Source organism: Pseudoclavibacter terrae (assembly GCF_008831075.1).
In the GTDB taxonomy this organism is placed as follows: Bacteria; Actinomycetota; Actinomycetes; order Actinomycetales; family Microbacteriaceae; genus Pseudoclavibacter; species Pseudoclavibacter terrae.
The window spans coordinates 352,788-378,612 of record NZ_WBJX01000004.1 but is presented as its reverse complement, the minus strand read 5'-3'; the positions used below and the strand labels follow the sequence as shown (position 1 = coordinate 378,612).

Annotated in this window: 22 protein-coding genes; 11 read left to right on the top strand and 11 right to left on the bottom strand. The window is 69.5% G+C overall.

Going from position 1 to position 25,825, the window contains the following annotated elements; all coding sequences use genetic code 11:
• Positions 1-6: 6 nt before the first annotated feature.
• From F8O03_RS13590 to F8O03_RS13580, 3 genes are read left to right on the top strand one after another with little or no spacing between them, the layout of a single operon-like run.
• The gene (locus F8O03_RS13590) at positions 7-1,143 is read left to right on the top strand and encodes a FecCD family ABC transporter permease (protein ID WP_151424322.1); all 1,137 of its coding nucleotides are present in this window, start codon (positions 7-9) and stop codon (positions 1,141-1,143) included.
• Positions 1,140-2,354: a FecCD family ABC transporter permease gene (locus F8O03_RS13585; RefSeq protein WP_244296282.1), complete on the top strand. Its 1,215-nt coding sequence runs from the start codon at positions 1,140-1,142 to the stop codon at positions 2,352-2,354. The genes F8O03_RS13590 and F8O03_RS13585 overlap by 4 nt, the downstream gene beginning before the upstream one ends.
• A complete protein-coding gene (locus F8O03_RS13580; protein ID WP_151424321.1) occupies positions 2,354-3,229 on the top strand; it encodes an ABC transporter ATP-binding protein in 876 nt (291 codons plus the stop codon). Before F8O03_RS13585 ends, F8O03_RS13580 begins: the two co-directional genes overlap by 1 nt.
• 485 nt (positions 3,230-3,714) lie before the next feature.
• On the opposite strand, the gene araA is transcribed toward F8O03_RS13580, so the two are convergent.
• From araA to F8O03_RS13560, 4 genes are all read right to left on the bottom strand, one after another.
• Entirely contained in the window at positions 3,715-5,232 is a 1,518-nt protein-coding gene (araA, locus tag F8O03_RS13575) for an L-arabinose isomerase (protein WP_151424320.1), read from the bottom strand.
• A complete protein-coding gene (locus tag F8O03_RS13570) occupies positions 5,229-5,951 on the bottom strand; it encodes an L-ribulose-5-phosphate 4-epimerase (protein ID WP_425280957.1) in 723 nt (240 codons plus the stop codon). The genes araA and F8O03_RS13570 overlap by 4 nt, the downstream gene beginning before the upstream one ends.
• Positions 5,948-7,735 (bottom strand): ribulokinase, encoded by a 1,788-nt coding sequence (araB, locus tag F8O03_RS13565; protein WP_151424319.1) that lies wholly within the window; start codon positions 7,733-7,735, stop codon positions 5,948-5,950. Before araB ends, F8O03_RS13570 begins: the two co-directional genes overlap by 4 nt.
• Positions 7,736-7,911: 176 nt before the next feature.
• A complete protein-coding gene (locus tag F8O03_RS13560; RefSeq protein WP_151424318.1) occupies positions 7,912-8,919 on the bottom strand; it encodes a LacI family DNA-binding transcriptional regulator in 1,008 nt (335 codons plus the stop codon).
• A 91-nt stretch (positions 8,920-9,010) separates the two neighbouring features.
• Between F8O03_RS13560 and F8O03_RS13555 the strand changes: the two genes are divergently transcribed.
• Positions 9,011-9,997 carry a LacI family DNA-binding transcriptional regulator gene (locus F8O03_RS13555; protein WP_151424317.1) on the top strand — a complete coding sequence of 329 codons (987 nt, stop codon included), beginning with the start codon at positions 9,011-9,013 and terminating at the stop codon, positions 9,995-9,997.
• Between the two features lie 46 nt (positions 9,998-10,043).
• Here the strand turns inward: F8O03_RS13555 and F8O03_RS13550 are convergent, their stop codons facing one another.
• Entirely contained in the window at positions 10,044-12,452 is a 2,409-nt protein-coding gene (locus tag F8O03_RS13550; protein WP_151424316.1) for a glycoside hydrolase family 2 TIM barrel-domain containing protein, read from the bottom strand.
• A gap of 44 nt (positions 12,453-12,496) precedes the next feature.
• On the bottom strand, positions 12,497-13,969 hold the full coding sequence (locus tag F8O03_RS13545; RefSeq protein ID WP_151424315.1) for an MFS transporter: 1,473 nt from the start codon (positions 13,967-13,969) through the stop codon (positions 12,497-12,499).
• 280 nt (positions 13,970-14,249) lie between these two features.
• Here F8O03_RS13545 and F8O03_RS13540 point away from each other — a divergent pair, with 280 nt between their 5' ends.
• The 5 genes from F8O03_RS13540 to F8O03_RS13520 all read left to right on the top strand — a co-directional run bounded on the left by F8O03_RS13540 (position 14,250) and on the right by F8O03_RS13520 (position 19,182).
• Positions 14,250-15,524, top strand: a complete 1,275-nt coding sequence (locus tag F8O03_RS13540; protein ID WP_151424314.1) for a M23 family metallopeptidase — start codon at positions 14,250-14,252, stop codon at positions 15,522-15,524.
• Positions 15,525-15,804: 280 nt separating this feature from the next.
• Positions 15,805-16,914 (top strand): type III polyketide synthase, encoded by a 1,110-nt coding sequence (locus tag F8O03_RS13535; RefSeq protein ID WP_151424313.1) that lies wholly within the window; start codon positions 15,805-15,807, stop codon positions 16,912-16,914.
• 82 nt (positions 16,915-16,996) lie between these two features.
• Complete coding sequence (locus F8O03_RS13530) at positions 16,997-17,725, top strand: class I SAM-dependent methyltransferase (protein ID WP_244296280.1); 729 nt, start codon at positions 16,997-16,999, stop codon at positions 17,723-17,725.
• Between the two features lie 168 nt (positions 17,726-17,893).
• Positions 17,894-18,232 carry a hypothetical protein gene (locus tag F8O03_RS13525; RefSeq protein WP_151424312.1) on the top strand — a complete coding sequence of 113 codons (339 nt, stop codon included), beginning with the start codon at positions 17,894-17,896 and terminating at the stop codon, positions 18,230-18,232.
• 143 nt (positions 18,233-18,375) lie between these two features.
• A complete protein-coding gene (locus F8O03_RS13520; protein WP_151424311.1) occupies positions 18,376-19,182 on the top strand; it encodes a nitroreductase family protein in 807 nt (268 codons plus the stop codon).
• A 49-nt stretch (positions 19,183-19,231) separates the two neighbouring features.
• On the opposite strand, the gene F8O03_RS13515 is transcribed toward F8O03_RS13520, so the two are convergent.
• The gene (locus tag F8O03_RS13515; RefSeq protein ID WP_151424310.1) at positions 19,232-19,960 is read right to left on the bottom strand and encodes a hypothetical protein; all 729 of its coding nucleotides are present in this window, start codon (positions 19,958-19,960) and stop codon (positions 19,232-19,234) included.
• Between the two features lie 183 nt (positions 19,961-20,143).
• On the bottom strand, positions 20,144-21,835 hold the full coding sequence (gene hutH, locus F8O03_RS13510; RefSeq protein ID WP_151424309.1) for a histidine ammonia-lyase: 1,692 nt from the start codon (positions 21,833-21,835) through the stop codon (positions 20,144-20,146).
• A gap of 276 nt (positions 21,836-22,111) precedes the next feature.
• On the opposite strand from hutH, the gene F8O03_RS13505 reads away from it, so the two are divergent.
• On the top strand, positions 22,112-22,894 hold the full coding sequence (locus tag F8O03_RS13505) for an IclR family transcriptional regulator (RefSeq protein ID WP_244296278.1): 783 nt from the start codon (positions 22,112-22,114) through the stop codon (positions 22,892-22,894).
• A gap of 15 nt (positions 22,895-22,909) precedes the next feature.
• Here the strand turns inward: F8O03_RS13505 and F8O03_RS13500 are convergent, their stop codons facing one another.
• Positions 22,910-23,152 (bottom strand): hypothetical protein, encoded by a 243-nt coding sequence (locus F8O03_RS13500; RefSeq protein ID WP_151424308.1) that lies wholly within the window; start codon positions 23,150-23,152, stop codon positions 22,910-22,912.
• 10 nt (positions 23,153-23,162) lie between these two features.
• The gene (locus F8O03_RS13495; RefSeq protein WP_151424307.1) at positions 23,163-23,621 is read right to left on the bottom strand and encodes a hypothetical protein; all 459 of its coding nucleotides are present in this window, start codon (positions 23,619-23,621) and stop codon (positions 23,163-23,165) included.
• Between the two features lie 208 nt (positions 23,622-23,829).
• On the opposite strand from F8O03_RS13495, the gene F8O03_RS13490 reads away from it, so the two are divergent.
• Positions 23,830-24,564 carry an SDR family NAD(P)-dependent oxidoreductase gene (locus F8O03_RS13490; RefSeq protein ID WP_151424306.1) on the top strand — a complete coding sequence of 245 codons (735 nt, stop codon included), beginning with the start codon at positions 23,830-23,832 and terminating at the stop codon, positions 24,562-24,564.
• A gap of 164 nt (positions 24,565-24,728) precedes the next feature.
• On the opposite strand, the gene F8O03_RS13485 is transcribed toward F8O03_RS13490, so the two are convergent.
• Positions 24,729-25,751, bottom strand: a complete 1,023-nt coding sequence (locus tag F8O03_RS13485) for a VOC family protein (protein ID WP_151424305.1) — start codon at positions 25,749-25,751, stop codon at positions 24,729-24,731.
• Between the last annotated feature and the right edge of the window lie 74 nt (positions 25,752-25,825).

The window sequence follows — 25,825 nt, the reverse complement described above, 5'->3', positions numbered from 1 at the left end:
CGCGTCGTGGTCGCAGTCAACACAGGGCCGCGGGCAGCAGGGGCTCGTCCAGGCTCGGATGCGCGCGGCAGCCGCCCGGATTCGCGCGGCAGCCGCCCGGATTCGCACAACAGCGCCCAGGATGCTCCCGGCAGCGGCCTGGCGAGCAGCAACGCGAAGCGCACCCTGGCCCTGGTCATCGCCCTCGTGGTGCTGGCTGGAACGGTCGCGCTGAGCATCTTCGTGGGCGCGCGCGCCATCTCGCCCGAGGTCGTCTGGGAGAGCATCTTCGGCTCACGCGCGACGGAGGAGCACGTGATGGTGCTCGACCTGCGCATCCCGCGCACGCTCGTGGGGCTCGTCGTGGGACCCGCGCTCGGCCTGTGCGGCGCCCTCATCCAGGCGTTCACCCGGAACCCGCTCGCCGACCCCGGCATCCTCGGCGTCAACGCCGGTGCGAGCTTCGTCGTGACGCTCGCCGTCGGCATCTTCGGCCTCACCGCACCCGGCCAGTACGTGTGGTTCGCGCTCCTCGGCGCGTTCCTCGCGACCATGCTCGTCTACGCCATGGGATCTGTCGGCGGCGGGAAGGCGACGCCGCTGACCCTGACTCTGGCGGGGGTCGCGATCAGTGCCGTGCTCGGCGGCTTCACGTCGGCGATCGTGCTGAAGAACATCGACGCCCTCAACGTGACCCGCTTCTGGGGTGTCGGGTCGATCGGCGGCCGGTCCATGGACGTGCTCCTCACCTGCCTGCCTCTCATCGTCGTCGGCGTGGTGCTCGCGCTGCTCTGCGCGCGCTCCCTCAACGCCCTGTCTCTGGGCGACGAGCTCGCCGCCTCGCTGGGGGTGCGCATCCGCTCGACCAGAGCGCTCATGGTCATCGCCGTGACGCTGCTCGCCGGCACTGGCGTCGCCATCGCGGGCCCCATCGGCTTCGTCGGCCTCATGGTGCCGCACGTCGTGCGCTGGTTCGTCGGCCCCGACCAGCGCTGGATCCTCGTCATGTCGATCGTCATGTCTCCGATCCTCCTGCTGGCCGCCGACATTCTCGGTCGCATCGTGCTGCCCTCCGGCGAGCTGCGGGTCGGGCTCGTGACGGCCATCATCGGCGCGCCCGTGCTCATCGGGCTCGTGCGCCGTAAGAAGGTGAGCGGGCTGTGACCAGAACACAGGACGAGACACCGGTGGCCGCATCCAGAGTCGGGTCCACGGTCGCAGCCACGGCCACGGCCAAGACGCAGACACGAGGCAACAGCCTGCACAGCGGGCGCACCGACGTCGTCGACCACGGCGCTCCGCTCGGCCCCGGAACAGGCGCTCCGCGTGGCATCGACTTCGGCGACCGCACCTACGCGGTGCGCTTCGGCCGGTTCTCGAACCTGCACCGACACCGCGCCGTCATCGTGTGCGGCGCGATCGTCGTCGCCATCCTGGCCCTCGGCGTCGTCTCGCTCGGCTACGGCACGCTCGCCCTCTCGCCCGGCGAGGTGCTGACGGCGCTCTTCGACGCGGATGCGTCGCGCGCGCACCGGCTCGTCGTGTTCGAGTGGCGCCTCCCGCGGTTCCTGTTCGCCGTGCTCGCGGGCCTCGCGCTCGGCGCGAGCGGCGCGATCTTCCAGTCGATCACCCGCAACCCGCTCGGTTCCCCCGACATCATCGGCTTCTCGACGGGCTCCTACACGGGCGCCAGCATCGTGATGCTCTGGATCGGCTCGACCTCGTACTACGCGATCGGCGCCGGAGCCCTGCTCGGCGGGGCCGCCGTCGCGGTCGTGGTGTACCTGCTCGCGTATAGGAAGGGACTGCGCCCGTTCCGGCTGATCATCGTGGGCATCGGGGCGAGCGCCATGCTCGCCTCCGTGAACTCGCTCATGATGATGAGGGTCAGCCAGGAGGAGGCGATGCTCGCCGCCGTCTGGGGGTCAGGCTCGCTCAGCGCGCTCGGCTACGCGCAGCTGCTGCCGGCCACGCTCATCTTCGCCGCCCTGATCGTCGGGTGCGGCTTCCTCGGACGCCCGCTCGCGGCCCTCGAGGTCGGCGACGACGCGGCGCTCTCGCTCGGCGTGCACGCGAACCGAACCCGCGCGTTCTCGACGCTCGTCGGCGTCGCCCTCACCGCGCTGGTCACTGCGGCGGCAGGCCCGATCGCCTTCATCTCGCTCGCCGCCCCGCAGATCGCGCGGCGCCTCACGAACGGGGCCAGCCTGCAGCTGCTCCCATCCGCGCTCGTCGGCGCGCTCCTCCTCGTCGCGGCCGACCTCGTCGCGCAGATGGTCGACCTCCCCGTCGGCGTGCTCACCGTGTGCGTCGGCGGCATCTACCTCGCCTGGCTGCTCGTCCACGAGCAGGTCACGAAGAAGGGACGTCAGTGATGACGATCGAAGCTCACACGGCGTCTCGAGCAGGCGGCGCGGTGCATCCCGCGGACGGGAGCGGTGCGCTCGCCCAGGTCAGCGCGTCCGCCGACCTGCGAGCCCGTTCCGTGCACGTCGGCTACGACGACCAGCCCATCATCGAGGGCCTCGACTTCGAGGTGCCCGCCCACTCGTTCACGGTCATCATCGGGCCCAACGCGTGCGGCAAGTCGACGCTGCTGAAGGCCCTCGCGCGCCTCCTCAAGCCGAGCGAGGGCAGCGTCCTGCTCGACGGCGCCGACATCTTCACCCTCAAGACGAAGGACGTCGCCAAGCGCCTCGGGCTGCTGCCGCAGACGTCGCTCGCGCCGGAGGGCATCCGCGTCGCCGACCTCGTCGCGCGCGGCCGGTTCCCGCACCAGGGCATGTTCGACCGCTGGTCGGCGGCCGACGAGCGAGCCGTGACCGAGGCGATGGCCGCGACGCGAGTGGATGCGCTGGCGTCGCGCTTCGTGGACGAGCTGTCCGGTGGACAGCGGCAGCGCGTGTGGGTTGCGATGGCGCTCGCGCAGGAAGCGCCCGTGCTGCTGCTGGATGAGCCGACGACGTTCCTCGACATCTCGCACCAGTACGAGCTGCTCGAGCTGTTCCGCCGGCTCCGCGGCGAGGGACGCACGCTCGTCGCGGTGCTGCACGACCTCAACCAGGCGGCCCGTTTCGCGACGCACCTCGTGGTCATGCGCGACGGCGAGATCGTCGTGCAGGGCAAGCCGGGCGAGGTGCTCACCGCCGAGCTGGTCGAGGACGTCTTCTCGCTGCCCTGCCGCATCATCGACGACCCCGAGACGGGCACGCCGCTCGTGATTCCCCGCGAAGGGGTGTGGGCGGAGTAGGGCAGGTCTCTCTGCTTTTCTTCTCCCGTTCCCCCGTCTCCCGTTCACCTCTGCTCCGCTGTCCCTCTGCGTCTGGCCAGCGCAGTGCCACCCTCTGCAGACCTGGGCTTTGCGCATCCGCTCCGCGCAAGTTGGCTGAAGAAGCCCCAGGTCTGAGCCCGGCCCCTCTGCAGACCTTGGTGTTGCGCATCCGCGTGGCGGAGGGCGGATGCGCAGAGCCCAGGTCTGTCGTCCGCGGGCGCGGCGGGCGGCCGCGGGCGCGGCGGGCGGCCGCGGGCGGCGGCGGGAGTGGAGGGAGCGGAGGGGCGGCGGGAGCGGAGGGGCGGAGGAGGGGGCGCCACGGGGTGGCGCCGTTGGCCCTCTCCGAAGAAGAGTGGCGCCACCACGTGGTCGTTGTCTGGGGCCGCCGACGCAAGGAGGCGCGTCGTCGGCCCCGGTCTGGGGGCGCCCCTGCCGGCGCGCATACCGTGCAGAGGCCGCCCTGCCTACAGCCCCTGCGCGAGGCGGTAGTAGGCCTGGTTCCAGCGCACTTCCTTGCTGAACTCACGCAGGGTGGTATCGGCGTCGATGCGCAGCAGCTCGGTCTTCGCGATGGTCGCGAAGTCCTCGAACACGTCGATGCCGACCGCTGTCGACATGACCGTGTGGTGCGCGGCGCCGGCCGTCAGCCAGGCGGCGGCCGACACCTCGAATGAGGGCTCCGGCTTCCACACGGCGCGGCCAACGGGCAGCTTCGGCAGGGGAGCGGTGGGCTCGACGACCTCGACGACGTTCGCGACGAGGCGGAACCGGTCTCGCATGTCACTGAGCGCGACGACAACCGCGGGGCCCGGGTCGGCCGTGAAGACGAGGCGCACCGGGTCGTCCTTCCCGCCGATGCCGAGCGGATGCACCTCGAGCGTCGGCTTGGCCGTCGTGAGCGAGGGGCTCACCTCGAGCATGTGCGCGCCCAGGATGAGCTCGCTGCCCTCCGTGAGGTCGTACGTGTAGTCCTCCATGAGGCTCGCGCCACCTGGCAGGCCGGCGCCCATGACGTTCGCGGCGCGCACGAGGATGGCCGTCTTCCAGTCGCCCTCGGCGCCGAAGCCGTAGCCCTCCGCCATGAGGCGCTGCACGGCGAGTCCCGGGAGCTGCTTGAGCTCCCCGAGGTCCTCGAAGCTCGTCGTGAAGGCGCTGAAGCCGCCGGCCTCGAGGAACGAGCGCAGGCCGAGCTCGATGGCGGCGCCGTCGCGCAGCGACTGGTGGCGCTCGGCACCGAACCGCAGCTCGGGAGCGACGTCGTACAGCTCCTCGTACTCGGCGACCAGCGCATCCACCGCCGCATCGTCGACCGCGGCGACGGCCTCGGCGAGCTCGTTGACACCCCACGTGTTGACCTGCACGCCGAAGCGCAGCTCGGCCTCCGTCTTGTCGCCCTCCGTGACGGCGACGAAGCGCATGTTGTCGCCAAAGCGGGCGAGCTTCATGGTGCGTACCGCCTGCCAGGCGGCCGCGGCGCGCGACCAGCTGTCGATCTGCCGCGTCACGCTGGCGCTCGACGCGTGGCCGACAACAGTCTTGCGGGGGATGCCGAGGCGCGTCTGGATGTACCCGAACTCGCGGTCGCCGTGCGCCGCCTGGTTGAGGTTCATGAAGTCGAAGTCGATGTCGGCCCACGGCAGCTCCACGTTGGCCTGCGTGTGCAGGTGCAGGAGGGGCTTCGCGAGCGCGTCGAGGCCCTGGATCCACATCTTCGCGGGGCTGAACGTGTGCATCCAGGCGACGATGCCGATGACGTTGTCGTTCGAGTTGACCTCGAGGGCCGCGCGGCGGATGGCGTCGGAGTCGGTGAGCACCGGCTTCCAGACGATCTTCACGGGCGTGCTCGGCGACTCGTTGAGAGTGTCGACGATGGCCTGCGACTGCTCCGCGACCTGACGCAGCGTCTCCTCGCCGTAGAGGCCCTGGCTGCCGGTGAAAAACCAGATCTCGTAGGCGTCGAAGGAAGTGGTGAGTGCGCTCAACTGAGGGCTCCTGTCGGGTCTTGTCCGTAGACGTTCTGGTAGCGGTCGAACAGCGAGTCGACGGCCTGCTGGGGGATGGGGTCAGGGCTGCCGAGCTGGCGGGAGATGTGCACGGTGCGGGCGACGTCCTCCACCATGACGGCGGCCTTCACGGCATCGCGGGCATCCTTGCCGATCGTGAACGGGCCGTGGTTCTTCATGAGCACGGCCCGCGAGCGGTGCCCGCGCAGCGTCTCGACGATGCCGCGGCCGATGGAGTCGTCGCCGATGATCGCGAACGGGCCGACGGGGATCTCCCCGCCGAACTCATCCGCCATCGCCGTGATGACGCAAGGGATCGGCTCGCCGCGCACCGCCCACGCGACCGCGTAGTCGGAGTGCGTGTGCACGACCCCGCCCACCTCCGGCATGTTGCGGTACACGTAGGCGTGGGCCGCCGTGTCGCTCGAGGGTGAACGGTCCGAGCCGGGGGAGCCAGGAACGACCGCGCCGTCGAGGGTGCAGAGGATCATGTTGTCGGCGGCCAGGTCGTCGTAGCTGACGCCCGACGGCTTGATCACGAAGAGCTCCGTGCCGGGCACGCGGCCGGAGATGTTGCCGCCCGTCCAGACGACGAGGCCGTAGCGCACGAGCTCGTCGTGCAGGGCGGCGACCTCGGCGCGGATGGTGTCGATGCTCGCCTGCACCTCGGCAGTGATGGTCTGGGTCTGGATGCTCACGCGCTGACCTCCTCGTGGGTTGCGGGCGCGGATGTGGATGGGTCTGCGGCGGCGGCAATGGATGCGGCTGCCTCGGCTGCCTCCGCTGTCGATGCGCCGGCGAGCGCCTCGCGGCGGCGCCGCTTGAGTCGCTTCATGACCTGGTTCGCACCCCGCCCGAAGTGGTCGTGCAGCAGGTCGTACTCGGCGTACAGCTCGTTGTAGGCGGCCACCGCGTCGGGGTTCGGCGTGTACTTGGCGCGCGTCACGCGGCCCATGGCGGCTGCCGCTGCACGCGCATCCGGGTACGCGCCTGCCGCGATCGCGGCGTGGATGGCCGAGCCGAGCGCCGGACCCTGCGTGCTGTCGATCGTCGAGATCGGCATGCCGAGGATGTCGCTGTAGGTCTGCATGAGGAACGCGTTCTTGAGGAGGCCGCCGGCCGCGATGAACTCGGTGACGGGGACCCCCGAGGCGTTGAAGGTCTCGACGATCTTGCGTGTGCCGAACGCGGTCGACTCGAGCAGTGCGCGGTAGACGTCCTCAGCCTTCGTCGCGAGGGTCGCGCCGACGAGCAGGCCCGAGAGCTCATGGTCGACGAGCACCGAGCGGTTGCCGCTGTGCCAGTCGAGCGCGATCAAGCCGTGCGCGCCAACCGGCTGCGAGGCCGCGAGGTTCGTGAGGTGCTCGTGCACCGAGATGCCGAGCTCCGTGGCTTCGCGCTCGTAGCGCGCTGGCACCTGGTTCTCGACATACCAGGCGAAGATGTCGCCGACACCCGACTGGCCGGCCTCGTAGCCGTAGAGGCCCGCGACGATGCCGCCATCCACGACCCCGCACATCCCTGGCACCTCGGTGAGGGTGCCGGAGCTCATGACGTGGCAGGTGGAGGTGCCCATGATGGCGACCATCTGGCCGGGTTCGGTCGCTGCCGCGGCCGGGGCGGTGACGTGCGCGTCGACGTTGCCGACGGCGACGGCGATGCCCTCCGGCAGGCCGGTCCAGGCAGCTGCCTCCGCCGAGAGCGTGCCGGCGGCGTCGCCGAGCTGGCCGATCTCGTGGGCGAGCTTGTCGTCTGCGAAGCCTGCGAAGTCGGGGTTGAGGGCGGCGAGGAACTCGCGGCTCGGGTACTCGCCGTCCTGCAGGATGCCCTTGTAGCCGGCCGTGCAGGCGTTGCGGATGTAGGTGCCGGTGAGCTGCCAGACGATCCAGTCGGCTGCCTCCACCCAGTGGTCCATGGCCGCGTACACTTCGGGGTCTTCCTCGAGGAGCTGGAGGCCTTTCGCGAACTCCCACTCGCTTGAGATGAGGCCGCCGTAGCGGGCGAGCCATTTCTCGCCCATGAGCTCGGCGAGATCGTTGATGCGGTCGGCGTGCGGCTGCGCGGCGTGGTGCTTCCAGAGCTTCACGTAGGCGTGGGGGCGGGTTTCGAAGCCGGTGACCTCGTTGAGGGGGGTGCCGTCGGCGAGCGTCGGCACCATCGTGCAGGCCGTGAAGTCGGTGCCGATGCCGATGACATCCGCCGGGTCGATGCCCGCGTCGGCGATGGCGGCGGGCACGGCGACCTTGAGCACGTCGACATAGTCGCTCGGCACCTGCAGCGCCCACTCGGGCGGGAGCTTCTCCCCGGTTGCCGGGAGGACGCTGTCGACCACGGCATGCGGATACGCGAGCTCGCCGACGCCGAGCTCGGCGCCGTCCCGCACGCGCACGACGACGGCGCGGCCCGAGAGGGTCCCGTAGTCGACGCCGATGACGTAGGTGTCGCGCTCGGCTGCTTCGGGCGTTTCGGTTGGCTCGCTCATCGTCGGCAGGTCTCCTTTGGCTGTGCCTCGAGGTGAATGTGATCGATCACATTGTTCGGAAAAGACTACGACACGAACCTCGAAAAGGGAACTGGAGACGCGCCCCAGGCCCCGGGACTGCATCGCATGGCCAAGGCGCGGCCGGGGCGAGGCGCGCTGCTCGGCAGGGCCGGCCGCTAGATCGGGTTGGGTCCCGTCGATGCGCGTGCGACCAGCGACAGCTCCGTTGCGGGTGTCGCGTTCCCGTCGTCCAGCAGATGCTCGACGCAGCGGCGGCCGGCCACCGAGAAGTCCTGTCGAATCGTGGTGAGCGGCGGCCAGAAGTGGGCGGCTTCCGGGATGTCATCGAAGCCGATCAGGCTGACGCGGCCCGGCACGTCGACGCCTAGCTGGTGTGCAGCGTGCAGCACGCCGAGCGCGAGCTGGTCGTTCGAGCAGAAGATCGCGGTCGCGTCGGAGGCGAGCAGTTCGCGGCCTGCCGCGTAGCCGGCGGCCGGGGTCCACGCCCCGGCGTCGACGTGCTGGGCGGTCAGGCCATGCTCGGCCATCGTGTGCTCGTAGCCGTGGAGGCGTGAGGTCGCGTCGAGCCAGTCGCTGGGGCCGGCGAGGTGCACGATCCTGGTATGGCCGAGCTCGAGGAGGTGCGCGGTCGCGAGCTGCGCCCCCCGGAACTGGTCGACCGCGACCTCGACGCCATCGAGCGTCTCGCGGTTCTGCACCGTCACGAAGGGGATGCTCGTGTGTGTCGTCTGCAGCGCCTCGAGCACCCGTGTCTGCGGGGCGACCGCGACGATGCCCTCGACTGCGAGCTCCGCGAGGCTCGCGAGGGCCGCATCCACCGAGGTCGGCGACAGCTCGTCGGCGTACTCGATGATCGTGCTGTAGCCGCGCGAGCGGGCGGCCTCGGTGATCGCCGAGATGCTGGACGCCGGCCCGAACTCACCTTTCGACGTCGAGATGACGCCGAGCGTGCGGCTGCGCTTCGAGGACAGTGTGCGGGCCGCGAGGTTCGGGCGGTAGTCGAGCTCGCGCATCGCATCCAGCACCTTCGCGCGTGTCGTCTCGCGCACGCTCGGGTGGTTGTTGAGTACGCGGGAGACCGTCTGATGCGAGACCCCGGCCGACTTCGCGACGTCGAAGACGCTCGCGGGGCGCAGCGCGACGGGGCGCTCTTGGGCTGGCATGGGGTGATTATCTCCGACCGGCTGGCCTGTTGCGACCTGCAAGCGCGCTGGTTGCGTGTGCGCGGGGTCCTCCATCCGACAGAATGGCCTGATGGCGACCGACTCCACCACGGACAAACCTGCGACCAGCTTCGACGTGGCGCGCCTCGCGGGAGTCTCGCGCTCGACGGTGAGCAACATCCTGAACGGAAAGGTCGAGCGCTTCCCGGAGGCGACGAGGGATCGCGTGCTGGAAGCGGCGCGGGAGCTTCGCTATCAGCCGTCTCCGGCCGCGAGGTCTCTGGTGATGGGAAAGTCGGGGACGGTCGTCGTGCTCGTGCCGAATGCGACCTTCGGCAGCAACCTCCAGGATGCCGTGGAGTCTGTCGTGCAACGCACGCGAGCGATCGGCGGCAACGTCGTCGTGCGGTTCGCGACGCAATCTCCGGGCGGTTCCGTCGCGGCCGTCCAGGCGCTCCAACCGCTCGCGGTCGTCGACCTCGGCGTCCTGAGCAGTACCGAGTCGGAGGAGCTCACGGCGGCGGGCGTGCTGGTTGTCCCCGCTGACCGCGATTCGTCCGTGGTGAGCGATGGCGGCGTCGCTCGCTTGCAGATCGACGAACTGCTGCGCCGCGGCCCACGGCAGCTGTGGTTCGCTGCCATCTCCGATGCGCGGAGCGACCCATACGGGCCGTCGCGGCTCGCGGTGCTTGAGCAGCACAGCCGTGAGCGCGAGCTGCCCGCGCCCAGGCTCGTGCGTGTGCCGGTGACCCGCGAGGGCGGGGCGGCGGCCGTCGCCGAGATCATGAGCGGTGGAGCCCCCGCAGCCGTCGCCTGCTACAACGACGACGTCGCCCTGGCGCTGCTCGCCGGCGCGCGAGAACGCAGCGTCTCGGTGCCGGACGAGATGTCTGTCATCGGCGTCGACGACACGTCGACCGGGGCTCTCTGGTCGCCCGCGCTCTCCAGTGTCCGAACGACCTGGGAGCCGCTCGTCGAGGCCCTGGCGCGCGAACTCGAAGAGCGCCTCGGCGCGGACGTCGGGCCAGCGCCGCGCGCATTCACTCCGTTCGAGGTGGTCACGCGAGAGACCACCTGACGTGTGACCCGCGCGCGAGCGCTCCCGACTCCGCGCGGGGCCGTCGCTACCGTGCGGCCAGCTGCAGCGTCACCGCCTCCGCAGCGTCTGCGTTGATCGTGACCGTGATGGGCCCCGGTCCTGTCGGGCGGATGATCGCCTGCAGGCGGCCGTCGAAGGTCGCGTGGGTCTGCGCGTCGAAGCGCTCGGTGTTGTCCGGCTTCCCGCTGCCGAGCGCCACGAGTCGGGCACCTTCGACCCGCACGGAGACCTGTCGCAGTTCTGACGTGGCGAGGACGCCGTCCGCATCCCGCAGCTCGATGTCGACGTAGGCGAGGTCGCCTCCGTCGGCGTCGAGCGTGCTCCGGTCTGTTGACACGCTGAGGGCCGTGGTGCCGGCGTGTGACCGCAGCGACACGGACGCGGCGCGTTCGCCGCCGACGATGGCGAACGCCTCGATGGTTCCCCGCTCGTACGGCAGGTCGAAGGTGGCTCGGAAGCGGTTGTCCGGCCCGGTCTGCGCCGTGCCGACCGACCTGCCATTCACCACGAGCTCGACGCTCTCCGAGGGGGAGTACACCTCAACCTGCATCGGTGTCTGCTCATCGACAGCCCAATCCCAGCTGGCGATCGATTCGGACCAGGCCCACTGCCCGGGGCGGACGTCTCGACCCACGGCCTCGGGGCGCAGCACTGCGAGGTACGGAGCCGTCCGGAGGCCGAACACGATCTCTCGGTAGTAGGAGGCGGGTCGGCGGAAGCCGGTCAGATCGAGGTCACCGCACCAGGCGGTCAGCCACGGGAACGGCGCCTCGAACTGGGGCTGCTCGTCGAGGAACTGGTTCCGGCCGATCCCCACCTCGCCCAGGTAGTCCCATCCGGTCCACGTGAAATCGCCGAGGACATGATCGTGCTCCTGCACGAGCTTCCAGTTGCGGTCGATGTTCGGGGGGAACGTCTCCGTGCCGATGATGACGCGATTCGGGAACAGCTCCTTGTCCAGCTCGTAGCGGGAGTCGCCGTAGTTCAGTCCGGCGGCGTCCAGCACCCCGAAGGATTCCTCCGTGGCCTTCGTGACGAGCTCGGATGCGTTGACCTGGTTCATCATCTCGCCGGCGCCGTTGACCCCGCCTTCTGGTTCCGCGTTCTGGCTCCGGCTCTTCATCAGCGGCAGCAGCGTGGGAAGCGTCGAGACGAATCCGTTGACCCCGTTGGTGATGAAACGCGTGTCGTCGAGCTCGCGCACTTTCTCCGAAAGCCGGCGCCCCCACTCGGAGCCGAGCGGGTTGCCCGTGTCGGGTATCTCGTTGCCGATCGAGTAGAAGATGACGCTCGGGTGGTTGAAGTCCTTGGCGACGAAGGCCTCGATGTCCCGTTCCCACCACTCTGGGAACGACAGGGAGTAGTCGAACGACGACTTGCTCTCGGTCCAGATGTCGAAGGTCTCGTCCATGACCAGCATGCCGAGCCGGTCGCAGGCGTCCAGGAGGGCGGAGCTGGCGGGGTTGTGGGACATGCGGATGGCATTGAAGCCGGCGTTCTTCAGAAGTTCGATCTTCCGCTCCTCCGCTCGCCGGATCGCGGCGGCGCCCAGCAGGCCGTTGTCGTGATGGATGCACGCGCCCCGAAGCTTCGTCGCGACTCCGTTGATGCGGAGCCCGAAGATGGGGTCGAGCTGCAGTCGCCGTACCCCGAAGGTCGTGCTTCGCGAGTCGACCTCGGTGCCGCCGTCGACAAGCGTCGTCACGGCGGTGTAGAGGTGGGGAGTGTCCACGCTCCACAGGTTGGGATCCGTGATGTGGAGGCGCAGCCGGGCCGTCGCAGCAGCTCCGGCACGAAGGGTCGTGGGCGTCGTTCCGGAAGCGACGAGCGCACCCTGCCCGTCCCGGATCTCTGTGCTCACGACCGGGGTCGTCCGATTCGGTGAGTGGTTCTCGAGTGGCACTGCCAGCTCGACGATCGACCGGTCGGCGTCGATGTCCGGCGTCGTGACTCGGGGTCCCGAGTTCGCGATCTTCACGAGGTCCGTGACGATCAGCGTCACGTCGCGGTAGAGGCCCGCCCCCGCGTACCAACGCGAGTCGTCGTGGGAGCGCACCTCGACCCGGATGGTGTTGTCGGTGCCGTACTCGAGGTGGTCGTCGAGGTCGACGGTGAACGCCGAGTACCCGAACGGTCGCTGGCCGGCATAGGCATTGTTGACGAACACGACCGCGTCACGGTAGACGCCCTGGAACTCGACCGAGACACGCTTCCCCCGGTATTCGGCGGGCACGTCGAAGCTCTTCGAGTACTCGTAGGTTCCGCTCGGGAAGTAGGCGTTCTTGCCCGAGTTGGCCGCGGATCGCTGCTCGCCGAAGAGCGCGTCGTGCGGCAGGTCGACCTCCACGCCCGCGGAGCCGGCACCCCCGATCTGCGCGAAGATGCTGGTCTTGGGCTTCACGGTCCAGCCGCGGTTGAAGGGTTCTCGTGCCATGTGCTGGCCTGCTCTCTCGTGAGGGTGCTGGTGGACGTGCGCGGTCAGTTCTGCGGGATGCGGATCGCGCCCGTACGCCGCAGACGCAGGTCTTCGGACATACCCGGCTGGTAGCGATCGATGTTGAGGAAGATCGCGATGACGAACTGCAGGGCGTAGACGATGAGTGGCAGCCCCAGGAAGAGGAAGATCTCCATGTCGATCGCCGACTGGAGCTGCGTGGCAGCCGCGCCGTCGTACTGGCTTGCCGCGAGCAGCCAGCCGACGAGCGCTGCTCCGACACCCGCGCCGAGGTTCTGGCCAGCCGTCGCGGCCGAGTACGTCATCGCATCCACTCGAACGCCCGTGCGCCATTCCCCATAGTCGACGATGTCGGCGACGAGCGCGAAGAGAGCCGCGGATACGGGGATGGTGCCGATCGAACGGACGACGCTGCCCGCGATGACCATCGTGAAGTTCGTCGGGTCGATGAGCGCGATCCCGAGCCCGACGACGGCCAGCGCAGAGCCGACGAGGAAGGGCAGGCGCTTGCCGAAGCGAGCTGTGATCATCGGCATGAACCACATGCCGATGAGCAGTGGGCCCATCGTGGCGAGGCTGAAGAAGCTGTAGAGGCTGGGGTCGCCGAGCACGTCCTTGGCGAAGTAGATGCCGACGCTGCCCACCCCGGAGGCGAGGAACTGGGTGAAGAAGAGAGCGAAGCCCAGGTAGAAGTACTTGTTCTTGAGCAGGATGCGGATGAGCTCAAGCACGGAGCGCGATGAGCTGCGGTCGGCTTCGACTGTGGTGGTGACACGTTCTTTCGTGCCGAGGAACACGACGATGAAGGTGATGGCAGCGATGGCGGCGTAGATCGCGACGGTGATCGACCAACCGGTCTGGCCCCCGCCGAACCGTCCGATCAGCGGGATTGTGAAGAAGTTCACCAGGAGCGTGGCGAGGAGGGCGGCGAACGTTCGCATGACGGTCAGCGAGACGCGCGTCTTGCCGTCAGAGGTGATGACGGAGAGGAGCGTGTGATACGCGAGGTTCGAGCCCGTGTAGCCGATCGCGAGGCACAGGAAGTAGAAGACGAAGGCGTAGATCTCCTGACCCGTTGAACTCAAGCCGGCCGGCACGTTGAAGAGGCCGACGAACGCGAGCGTCACGATCGGTGTGCTGAGCAGGATCCAGGGGCGGGCCTTGCCCCAGCGGGTCTGCGTCTTGTCGATGAGGGTGCCGACGACGAGATCCATCGTGCCGTCGAGCACTCGGCCGAGCAGGATGATCGTGCCGGCGATGGCGGCGCCGATGCCGACGGTGTCCGTGAAGTAGAAGAGCACGAACGAGGAGACCGTGGCGAAGATGAGGTTGCCGCCGATGTCGCCCGTGGCGTAGGAGATACGTTCGCGCAGGCGCACGGGCGTTTCTTCCACCACGTCCGCGACGGGGGCGTTGACCGCGTCGGAGATCGGCGCGCTGCCGACAGCTGCGCGCACATCACCTGCCGCGGCTTCGGGTTCTGGATGCGACGTCATAGTGACTCCTTCGTCAGACGTTCGATGGTTCTGGTTCGCTGGTAGGTCACGCGCCTCAGAGTGTGATCGATCACATTTGGGAGCGCTGGTAACACGTGTCACCAAAAGTAGATGCGACGAGCTGGAGTGTCAAGGGCGCTCTCACGGCAAAGATGAGCCGGGGAGCGGCCCAGTCGACCTCCACGTGCGGTGACTCTCACTTCAACAGCATCCGCCATCTCCGCCCGTAGCCGATTGCGCAGCTCTGGCGGGCCTCCATCCGCGGGCCTAAACTCAGGCCATGACCGGCATCAGGGCGGGGAACGCGAGTGTCTTCGCGGCCGCCGTCGCGGTCGCGGGCCTCCTCGCTCTGAGTGCCTGCTCGGCGAGCCCGGCTCTCACCATCGGGGCGGATGCACCCCCGTCCGTCAGCGAGACGCCTCCCGCTGCCGCCGCACCCGGAGCCACCGGCGAGCAGTTCACGCCAGTCGTCGTCTCCGCGCTCGCCGAGCCGATCCCCGTGCTCGGAACGGACGAGCGCATCCACCTCGCCTACGAACTGCAGCTCACCAACGGGTCGCCGTCGAAGGTGAAGGTCACCGCAGTCGAGGCGGGCGCGAGCGGCACCGTGCTGCAGGAGCTCGAGGGCGACGACCTCGACGACGTGATGCGCGTCGCCGGCACCACCGACGGCGGCGGGCTCGAACTCGGCCCCGGACAGAACGCGACCGTGTGGATGGACGCCACCGTCGCATCCGACGCCGACGTTCCCGACCGCATCGAGCACACCGTCACCGTCGAGATGCCCAAAGCCCAGCCGCCCCTCTACGAGAAGACCATCGAGCAGACCACGCAGGCCGTGAGGGTCGACAAGCGCGACGTCGCCGTCATCGGCCCGCCCCTCACCGGCGACAACTGGCTCGACGCCAACGGCTGCTGCGGACTCACCGCGCACCGTGGCGCCGTCAGCCCCATCAACGGCACCTACTGGGCGCCAGAACGGTGGGCCATCGACTACGTCAAGCTCACCCCCACCATGAAGCTCTCCGACGACGGCGCCCGCGACAATGCACGAAGCTACCCCGGCTACGGCCAGAACGTCATCGCCGTCGCCGACGGCCCCATCGTCGCCATCACCACCGACCGCCCCGAACAGGAACCAGGCACCGCCCCCGGCCCAACCCTCACCCTCGACGAATACGGCGGCAACTACGTCGTGCAGGACATCGGCGGCGGCACCTACGCCTTCTACGCGCACCTCAAGACCGGCAACCCCTTCGACCTCCAAGTCGGGCAGCAGCTCACCCGCGGCGACCGCCTCGGCCTGCTCGGCAACACCGGCAACACCGACGCCCCGCACCTCCACTTCCACCTCATGGACTCCCCGAACCCACTCGCCTCCAACGGGCTGCCGTTCATGTTCGACACGTTCACGCTCGACGGGCAGGTCACCTCGCAGGCCGCCCTCGACGCCGGCGAACAGGGCAAGGCCTACAAGGTCGACAAGGCAGACGCGGGGGAGCGAAGCGGCCAGGTGCCGCTCACCGGGGACCTCATGACCTACCCCGGTGAGTAGCGCGGGCGAGGGGGCCCCGCTTCCTTGCTGACGGGGTTCCCCGCTGACGCGTTCTTGGGAGTCTCCGAGTCTTCCCGGGGATCGCCGAGTCTTCCAGGGCTCTCGCGGCTGCATCGCTGCCAGTCAATGTGCCCTTCAGGGGCGCCCGTCCGAGATCGCTGCCAGTCGATGTGCCCCTATGGGCTGGCGAAAAGGGCCATCTCTCTGGCACCGATCGTGCTGGGCCCGCACCGGTCCCGCCTCGCGGGTGCTCTCAGGATGCGGGGCGTACCGTCGTGGCGTGAGCGTGCACATCCGCAGCATCGGCACCGCAGTGCCCCCGACCGAGCTGCCGCAGACCCAGGCCCGTGACCTGTTCGCAGGTCAGCCAGGCATCAACCGCCTCGGTGCCCGCCTCATCGGCGCGGCGTTCGACGGCTCGGCGATCGAGCGCAGGCACACCGTCGTGGATGCGCTCGCCGGCGGCACCGATTCGGCGCTCGTCGCCGGCGGCCAGGTCCTCGACGCATCGACGGGCGCCCGCAACCAGCTCTACGCCGAGCGCGTCCCCGAACTGCTCCTCGGCGCCACCCGCGCCGCGCTCGACGGCAGCGGCCTCGACGCGGCCGACATCACGCACGTCGTCACCGTCTCCTGCACCGGCTTCTACGCGCCCGGCCCCGACTACGAGATCGTGCGCGGCCTCGGCCTGTCACCGCGCGTGCAACGCTTCCACCTCGGCTTCATGGGCTGCTACGGCGCCTTCCCCGCGCTGCGGGCAGCGGATGCGTTCGCTCGCGCCGACCCGAACGCGGTTGTGCTCATCGTGTGCGTCGAGCTGTGCACCATCCACCTCACCAGCTCCAATGACCCCGAGCAGATCGTCGCCACCTCCGTCTTCGCAGACGGGGCCGCTGCCGCGCTTGTCACCGCGCGCCCCGCCCCGGCCGGCGCGAGCATCCTCACCATCGACGCCCTCGAGAGCACCATCACCGACGAGGGCGAGTCGGAGATGGCGTGGACCATCGGCGACAGCGGGTTCCGGATGCGCCTCTCCGGGTACGTGCCCAGCATCATCGGAGCGTCCATCGGCGATGTCGTCGGGCCGCTTCTCGCGCCGACCGTGCCGTCGGAGACGCCGCTGTGGGCGATCCACCCCGGCGGGCGGAGCATCCTCGACAAGGTCGAGCAGTCGCTCGGACTCACGGAGGAGCAGCTCGCCCCGTCCCGCGGCGTGCTGCGCGACTACGGCAACATGTCGAGCGCGACAGTGCTGTTCATCCTCGAACGGCTGCTCGGCGAGGGTGCCGACGACACCCACCTCGAAGGGGCTGGCGAAGCGCTCTGCGCGATGGCGTTCGGACCCGGCCTCACGGTCGAGGTCGGGCGGTTCACGCGGATGCGCGCGTGAGGGTCGCGGTGGTGGCAACCGGCCGCGCTGCAATGCGCGACGTCTTCTCTCTCGAAGTCGTCGCGCAGGGTGGGCCAGGGCTGTGAGGCCTCCCACGCTCCCGTCGCTTCGTCCCCTGCCGCGCGACACGACCTCGCTCGAGCTCATGGACGACCCCGACTGCGACCGCGACCGCCTCTTCGCCACGTACGCGCAGTTCCGCGCGGTGAACGCGCTCGTCGCAGGATGGCGGCGCGTGTACCTGCGCGACGTGCGGCCCGTCCTCGACCGGCGGCGCGCATCCAGGCTGCTCGACATCGGCTTCGGCGGGGGCGACATTCCGCTCGCCCTCTCCGGCTGGGCGGCGCGCGACGGGCTCAGGCTCGAGGTCACCGCCATCGACCCGGATGAACGCGCGCACGAGTTCGTCGAGTCGCGCGGGCTGACGCAGCGCGGCGTGCACTTCCGGGCGGCGTCAAGCGGGGAGCTCGTGGCGGCGGGGGAGCGGTTCGACATCGTCACCTCCAACCACCTGCTGCACCACCTCAACCCGCACACGCTCACCAGCCTTCTCGCCGACAGTGCGGCCCTCGCGCCGCTCGCCCTGCACAGCGACATCGAGCGCGGACGCCTTGCGCTCGCCGCGTTCGGCGCCGCGACGAAACCCCTCGACCGCGGGTCGTTCGTCCACTACGACGGCACCCTCTCCATCCGCCGCAGCTACACGGCCCCCGAACTCCGTGCCGCGGTGCCTCAGAGCTGGTGCGTGCGACGCCAGTTCCCCTACCGACTGCTGCTGACCCGAGACGAGACGCTCACACCGCAACGGTGAGCGGATGCGCGACCCGGACTGAGCGACGAGCTCCAGCTCCTTGCGCCCGGCTTCAGTTCCCTGCGCCCGGCTCCAGCTCCTTGCGCCCGGCTCCAGTTCCCTGCGTCAGCCTCAGCTTCTCGCACCCGCCCGGCGTTCGCTTCAGGCCGCCCGTGTAGGTTCGGCGTCGTGAACGTGCCCCCGCTGCTGGTCGCCGCGACGACGAGCTACGCCGCCAACTGCGCGCTTGGCGCCAGTGTTGCGACCGGGGTCGTGCGAACAGGACGCTGGCACTGGATCCACCATGCCCTCTACATCTGCACATCCGCGCTGACACTCGCCGCGGGCGTCGCGTTGCTCACGAGCCGCGACGAGAGCCGCCGCCGCGCAGGGAAGCTGCTGCTGCCGACCGCGGTGCCGCTCGCCGCGATCCCCTTCGCCGGCACGCACTCGCGACGCCACCCGTCGCTCGCCCTCACCGCAGCACCCTTCTACGCGCTCGCAATCCGCGCATCCACTCGCCGCTGACGATGCCAGCCAAACACCCTTTCTTGGCCTTGTCTTCGCGATCGCTGCCAGCCGAATCGCCCTTCAGGGCGAGTGCGAGAGGGCCATTTCCCTGGCAGTGATCGCTCGACAAACGTTTCAGGCGGATACGACAGACTCAGCGCATGGAATTCCTCGACGTTCTGCGACGCCGCAAGACCACGAACGGCCCCTTCCTCCCCGATCCCGTCAGCGAGGAGCACCAGCGCCTCCTCATGGAGGTCGCCGGTCGCGCGCCCTCGCAGCTGAACAGCCAGCCGTGGCGGTTCGTGGTCGTCGAGGCGCGCGAGACGATCGAGGCGATCGCGAGCATCAGCGGCGAGAGCATGACAACCGCCATGAGCAACGGCACCTTCTTCGAGCGCTACAAGCCGTACTTCCGCTTCAGCAAGGAGGAGATGGAGCAGCGGCGCGACGGGATGCTGTTCGACAAGCTCCCCGCGCCCCTGCGGCCGTTCACGAGTCAGGTCTTCACGAAGCGAGGCCAGTTCCTCATGAACTCCCTGCGCGTCCCCAACACGCTCGGCGAGGAGAACCGGAAGCTCGTCGCCGGATCCCCGCTCCTCCTCGGCGTCATGCTCGACCGTTCCGAATACCGGCCGGGGGAGCTGTCGTCGTTCTACTCGGTGTTCAGCATGGGCGCGGCCATGGAGAACATCTGGCTCACCACGGGTGAGATCGGCATGGGCATCCAGTTCGTGTCGTTCCCCATGGAGGTGCCCGGCCAGTGGGACAAGATCGTCGACCTCCTCAAGGTGCCGGACGAGTTCGAGCTCATGGCCGTCTACCGCCTCGGGTACCTCCCCAAGGAGCAGCGCCGCCCCGCCATCGACTGGTCGTCGCACCAGCGCAAGCTGCCCTCGCAGTACGTGTTCCGCGACACCTGCGACACCCCGCAGCAGGGATGGGACGAGGCGCAGGCGGGCCAGTAGCTCGGTGAGCCGCCCGGGAGCGCTGCGAGCCCGCCAGGTCAGCGCGAGATCACGCCGTCGCGCACGCCGCCGCATACGTGAGGTTCGTCATCCGCACCCCGTGGCTCAGGACGCCCTGGGGTGGAACCGCGGTCCGCGGCGTCGTGAGCTCGACGGTGAAGGAGCTCGTCGGGCCGCTGGCTGCATAGGAGACCGATCCCGCGATGACAGGCCCGATGGGGAGATCCTCAGTTGGCCGGTAGGTACCGGACACGGGTTCCAACTCGACCCGGTTGCCTGGCGTCGCCACCACGCCCGGGAGGCCGGTCACACGGAGATGCTCTCGGTAGAACTCGCTGCCATCGACGTCGAAGACCCGGAAGCGGATGCTCTCGATCGGCTGGTCGAACGTGACCGTCGTCGTCTGCGTGTAGGTCCCGTCGAACTCCTTGGTCGCCGCAGCGACGAGCTGCCGGTCGCCGAGGAAGATGCCGTCGCCCGTGGTGTTGAGATTGTCGGACGTCGCAGGGACTTCGATGTTCACACCCGTGAGAACGGTGACCGTGTAGTTCACGACCTCACCGCTCGGCGTCTGGAAGCTGCCCGAACCGTTCTGCGTGTCCGTCGCGGTGAAGGTGCTCGACCAGCTGATCTGCGCGTCCTGCGTGCAGGTCGCTGACGCCGCGGCGAGCGGCGACGCCGCAGCGACGGCGATGATCGGCGCGGACCAGGCGGCGCCCGTCACGAAGGATCGACGTGAGAGGTCGGTGCGGGAACGCGTGGGGGTGGGATTCGACATGGAGGACCTCTCGATGGGGGAGCGGCGAGGTGCCACGGACGGCCGACGGGAAGGCGGGGGAATTCGGCGTCCACACTGATCCTGGTTCATAGGCCGTCGGAAAGCACGGGGATCGCCAGGAAAGGTCTCCAGGTCTCCAGGCCTCCAGGCGCCGTCGTCCCCCCAACTCCGAAGAGGCGCCCGTCAGCTCGCGGCTGAGTTCTCCAGCGCGGTACGCGCGACCTCGCCGGAGAGCACGAGCTCGGCCACGGCCTCCATCTCGGGGCTGAGGAAGCGGTCGGGGCCAGCCCCGCCGGAGACGGTGGCGACCAGTGCGCTGACGGCTGCGGTCGCGCGCCCCGGCTCGAGCGGTGAACGCAGCTGCAGCGCGCGCGACCCGGTGAGCACCTCGATGGCGAGCACCCGCCCGAGCCCGTCCACCGCTCGGCGCAGCTTCCGGGCCGCCGACCAGCCCATCGACACGTGGTCCTCCTGCATCGCCGACGACGGGATCGAGTCGACGGATGCCGGCACAGCCAGTCGCTTCAGCTCAGACACGATTCCTGCGGCAGCGTACTGCGCGATCATGAGGCCGGAGTCGACGCCGACCTCGTGGGCGAGGAACGGCGGCAGCCCGCGGTTGCGGGCCGGGTCGAGGGCGCGGTCGGTGCGCCGCTCGGAGATGCTCGCCACGTCGGCGACCGCGATCGCGAGGAAGTCGAGCACGTACGCGACCGGCGCACCGTGGAAGTTGCCGTTCGACGCGACCCGACCATCCACCGTCACGACAGGGTTGTCGACGGCGGATGCGAGCTCACGCGAGGCGATCAGGGCCGCGTGCGCCACCGTGTCGCGGGCCGCGCCGTGCACCTGCGGGGAGCAGCGCAGCGAGTAGGCGTCCTGCACCCGCCCGTCGTCCGCGCCGCGGTGGCTCGCGACGATGGGGGAGCCGGCGAGGAAGCGGCGCAAGTTCGCGGCCGAGTCGCCCTGCCCGAGCTGCGGGCGCAGGGCCTGCAGATCAGCGGCGAAGACGGCGTCGGTCGCGAACTGGCTCTCGACCGACATCGCCGCCGCGACGTCCGCCGTCGTGAGCAGCATCTCGATGTCGTGGATCGCCAGCAGCAGCATGCCGAGCATCCCGTCGGTGCCGTTGATGAGCGCCAGGCCTTCCTTCTCGCGGAGCACCAGGGGCTCGATGCCGGCCGCGGCGAGCGCGTCCCGGGCATCCACCTCGGCTCCGGATGCGTCGCGCACCGTGCCCTCTCCCGTCGCGGCGAGCGCCAGATGGGAGAGCGGGGCGAGGTCGCCCGAGCAGCCGAGCGAGCCGTACTCGCGCACGATCGGCGTGATGCCAGCAGTGAGCATCGCCGCGTACGTCTCGACGACAACAGGCCGCACGCCGGTCCGCCCCGTCGCGAGGGTCTGCAGGCGCAGCAGCTGCAGCGCGCGGACCACCTCGCGCTCCACCTCAGGGCCGGTGCCAGCCGCGTGCGACCGCACGAGGCTCGCCTGCAGCTGCACGCGCCGCTCGGGCGCGATGAACGTCGTCGCAAGCGCGCCGAACCCGGTCGAGATGCCGTAGTGCGGGTTCGGGTCATCGGCGAGGCGCTCGATGAGCTCACGCGAGCGGGCGACCTCGGCAAGTGCCGACGGTGCAACCTCGACGCGAGCGCCGTGACGCGCGACCGCGACGACCTCGGCTGGTTCGAGCGGGCGCACGCCGAGGACGACGGTCTCGGAGCTGACGGTGCTGCTGCCGGTCCCGCTGGTGTCCGTCCCCGCGATGATGTTGCCGGCCGCGCCGGCACCTTGTGCGGCACTCTGGACGGCGCCGGTCGTGTCGGCGGCGCTGTCTTGGGGGCTGTCGTGACCCGTGGCGGGCGCTGCTGTGCTCATGTGTCGATTCCACTCCACCCGTTGCGCGATGTCTGCGCGGGGAGGACACTCAGTGTCTGTGATCTCAGACAACTGGCCTCGCGGCGGCGATCGGGGACCTGCCGCGCAGTTGGCGGTCGGCTTGGTGTCCAACATGAGTGCAATATCCGCCATTTGGGGGCCCTTCGCGCTGTTCTCGCCGCTTTTTGCACTGATGTTGGACAGGTCTGCAGCGACAGCCACCGCGACGGGCGCCCCCTGGGTGAGGTCCCGTCGTCGCCTGGCAGAGGCAACCGCGTGACCGAGGTCAGCGGCGAAGCACCCGCCCGCGCCCAGGTGCCGGCGGCGGATCAGACCCTCGCCATCCTCAGCTTCCTGAGCCATCAGCGTGGCCCCGTCGCGGCGAGCACCATCGCGGCGCAGCTCGGCATCCCGCGGTCGACCGTCTACCACCTGCTGACGACGCTCCTCGAGCGACGCTTCGTGGTGCACCTGCGCGGAGAGCGACGCTGGGGACTCGGCACGGCCGCGTTCGAACTCGCCGGCGGATACGCGCGGCAGGAGCCCCTCGCCCGAATCGGCCATCCGGTGGTCGCCGACCTCGTCGACCAGGTGGGGGAGAGCGCGCACCTCGCCGTGATGAGCGGGCGGGACGTGCTCTACATCGTCGACGAGCGCGCGCCGCGCCGCCCAGTGCTCGTCGCCGACGTGGGCGTGCGGCTGCCGGCGCACCTCACCGCATCCGGCCGCGCGATGCTGGCCGCGATGCCACAGAAGCAGGTGCGGGCGCTGTACCCGGACGCGTCGTCGTTCGCCGACCGCACGGGGCGCGGGCCGCGGCGTCCGCGCGAGCTGCGGGTGATCCTGGACGGCATCCGGAGCGGCGCGTTCGCGTCAGAGAACGGGGAGGTGTCCGTCGGGATGCGTTCCGTTGGCATGCCCGTGCTCGACCACGCGGGTTGGCCCGCAGCGGCGCTTGCTGTCACCTGGTCCGAGGAGCGTCCGCAGGACGAGATTCGACTGCGGACGCTCCTCGAGGGAGCTGCGGGGGAGATCGCCCGGCGAATCTTCGGGAAGTAGGCGCGCTTCGAACGCTCAGCTGAGGTGCGGCGGTTTGCTCGTGTCTGGTTCGTAGTCGGTGGTTCCGAGCGGATGCCGTCTGCGCTGCCTGGCGCCCTTGATCATCGTGACGACGCCGTAGCCGCCGGCGAATCCTCCCACCCAGGTGAGGGCGTGCAGGTAGGCGGGGCCTCCCATGAGGTCCGCGACGAGGGCGATCACGCCGAGCGCGAGCCCCGCGACGAGGTATCCGAGGGCGAGGCCTTCTTGTCGAGTCATGTCCTTCTCCTTATGCCAGGCAAGCGAATGGGCTCACGGTGACGGTGTCGACCGCGTCGGTTGCGAGCGAGTATCCCTGCGGGAGCGTGAAGGTCGCCCCGAGCGTGCTGACGTCGCTGTCGTTGACGGTGAAGGTGACGACGACGTCATCCCCCACGGCGACGGGGGCGGGGAGCGTGACCGTGCCGAATCCCTGGAGCGGGTAGATCTGGCCGTTGGCGCGCACCTCGATCGACGTCGACGGTGCGCCGCCGTCGACGGCGAAGACGGTGCCGGTTGGGAAGCCCGCCGTGCCGGTTGTGGAGAAACGAGCCGCCGGCGTGATCGTCTCGATCTGGCATTCGGCCTCGCCAGTGGAGGCGATCTGGGTTGTCGCGGATGCGCTCGCGGAAGGTGTCAGCGCGGCAACTGCGATGACGGGGGTCGTCCAGGCGGCGGCGAGGATGGAGCGCCGTTCGATGGCAGGCATGGGGGTCCTTTGAGAGGGGTGGGGGAGGTCGCCTGCGTTGGCTGGTGGCCAGCAGCGAGCGGGAATGCTGGAGACGAGTGCGAACGTCGGTGTCGCTGAGAGTAGGGCTCTTTTTTCGGGACGCCGCGACCCTTGTGCGGTGCTTCTCTTTTGCGCTAAGCGCACCCAGGAAGGCCGGCGCGTTCTGCGGGGGTGTGAGGATGGGCGCATGGCTCGCATCCTCATCACCGGTTCCACCGACGGCCTCGGCCGCGCGACGGCCGAGGCGCTCCTCGACCAGGGGCACGCGGTGATCGTGCACGCGCGCAACCCGGGTCGAGCGGATGCGGTCGCTGCGCTGGTTGGACGCGGCGCGGACATCGTCATCGCTGACCTCGCCGACCGCGCAGCGGTGCTGGACGCCACGCGCGAGCTGAACGACGGCGCAGCCATCGACGCGGTCATCCACAATGCAGGAGTTCTCTCTGGCCCGAGCCTGCTGCCCGTCAACGTGGTCGCGCCCTACCTCTTCACCGCTCTGCTGACGTCCCCGACCCGGCACGTCTACCTGAGCAGCAGCATGCACCGGGACGGCAGGGCGACGCTCGATGGACTCGACTGGGATGGCGGTTCGATGACTGCGAGCTACTCCGACACGAAGCTGCTCGTCGCGGCCTTCTCGGCGGCGGTCACCGAGCGTTGGGCCCCTCGCGTGCTCGCGAACTCCGTCGACCCCGGCTGGGTGGCGACGAAGATGGGCGGTGCCGGGGCCCCAGACGACTTCGATCTCGGGCACGAGACGCAGGAGCGACTCGCGGTCGACCCCGATCTGCAGGTCAGCGGCGGCTACTGGCATCACGGCGCGCAGCAGCAGCCCGCAAGCGGCGTGCGCGACCCGGATTTCCGCGCGCGCCTCGTCCGGGAGCTCGCGGTGGTGACCGGCGTCGCCCTCCCTGAACGCTGACCCGCACCCCGCGCGCATCGCGCGCATCCACACGAGCGCACGAACGCGGGCCCCGCGCATCCGCCAGGAAAGGAGGACCTGGTGGATGCGCGGGGCCCGCGCAGATCTCGGTCGTGCGGATCTCACGTCGCCGCTGGAGACACGGCGACGTCGTTCGGCGCGGTCTAGCCGCGGCCCTGCACGGCGTACGGGTTGAGGATGGCCTCTTCCGTGCCGGGGAGGATGCCCTCTTCGGTGGCGGTGGGGTGTCCGGCGTCCGGCGGGAACGACTCGGTCATGGAGATCGGCATGGCGCCGTTGCGGTAGAGGTTGTTGGAACCGGTCGAGGGCTTCCAGTCGTTGGGCTCCCAGTCGGGAACGTAGTTGCGGTAGCCGCCGGTGTTGACCTCGATGCGCATGCCGCTGGGGTCGCGGAGGTAGAGGAAGCTCTGCTCGCCGATGCCGTGGATGGAGGGGCCGTACTCGATGGGGACGTTGTTCTCCATGAGCACGTCGGCGCCCTGGAGGAGCTCCTCACGGGTGTCGACCCAGTAGGCGTAGTGGTTGATGCGGCCGGGGCGCGACGAGCTGTCGAGGACGACGCCGAGGTCGTGGGACTTCTCGTTCGTGGTGAGCACGGAGAAGACGGTGACGGGGTGGTCGTCGAGGACCGTGTAGGCCATGATGCGGAAACCGAGGACCTCGTTGTACCACTTCGCGAAGCCGCGAACGTCGGAGGCTGCGACGGTGACGTGGTCGAGCTGGCGGGGGCCGACGGCGTGCTTCGACCGCTTCTCGGGGCGGTCGGGGAAGACGGAGGCGTGCTCGGCGTCTGCCTGGTACTTGTCGACGTCCCAGTAGAGCTCCATGGTGTGGCCGTATGGCCCGGTGAAGGTGTACGACTTGCCGTGGCCGACGCTGCGGTCAGTCCACTGGCCTTGCACGCCTGCTGCCTCGACGCGCTTCGCGGCCTCGTCGAGCGCTTCGGCGCTGGAGGTGCGCCATCCCATGACGTTGAGGGCGGCCTCTGGGCCCTCGGCGATGACGAGGCTGTACGTGTAGTAGTCGCCCCACGAACGGAGGTAGACCTTGCCGTCCTCGCGTGCGACGACGCGGAGGCCGAACTCTTCTTCGTAGAACTTCACCGACGCCGCGACGTCTGGCGTTGCGATCTCGATGTGCGAGAGGTGGGAGAGCAGTTTGATCATCGTCGATCCTTTTCGTCTGGTGCAGTGCGTCTGTGGTGGTTCTCGGCCGCGGTGTGCGCGTGCCGTTCTCGGGC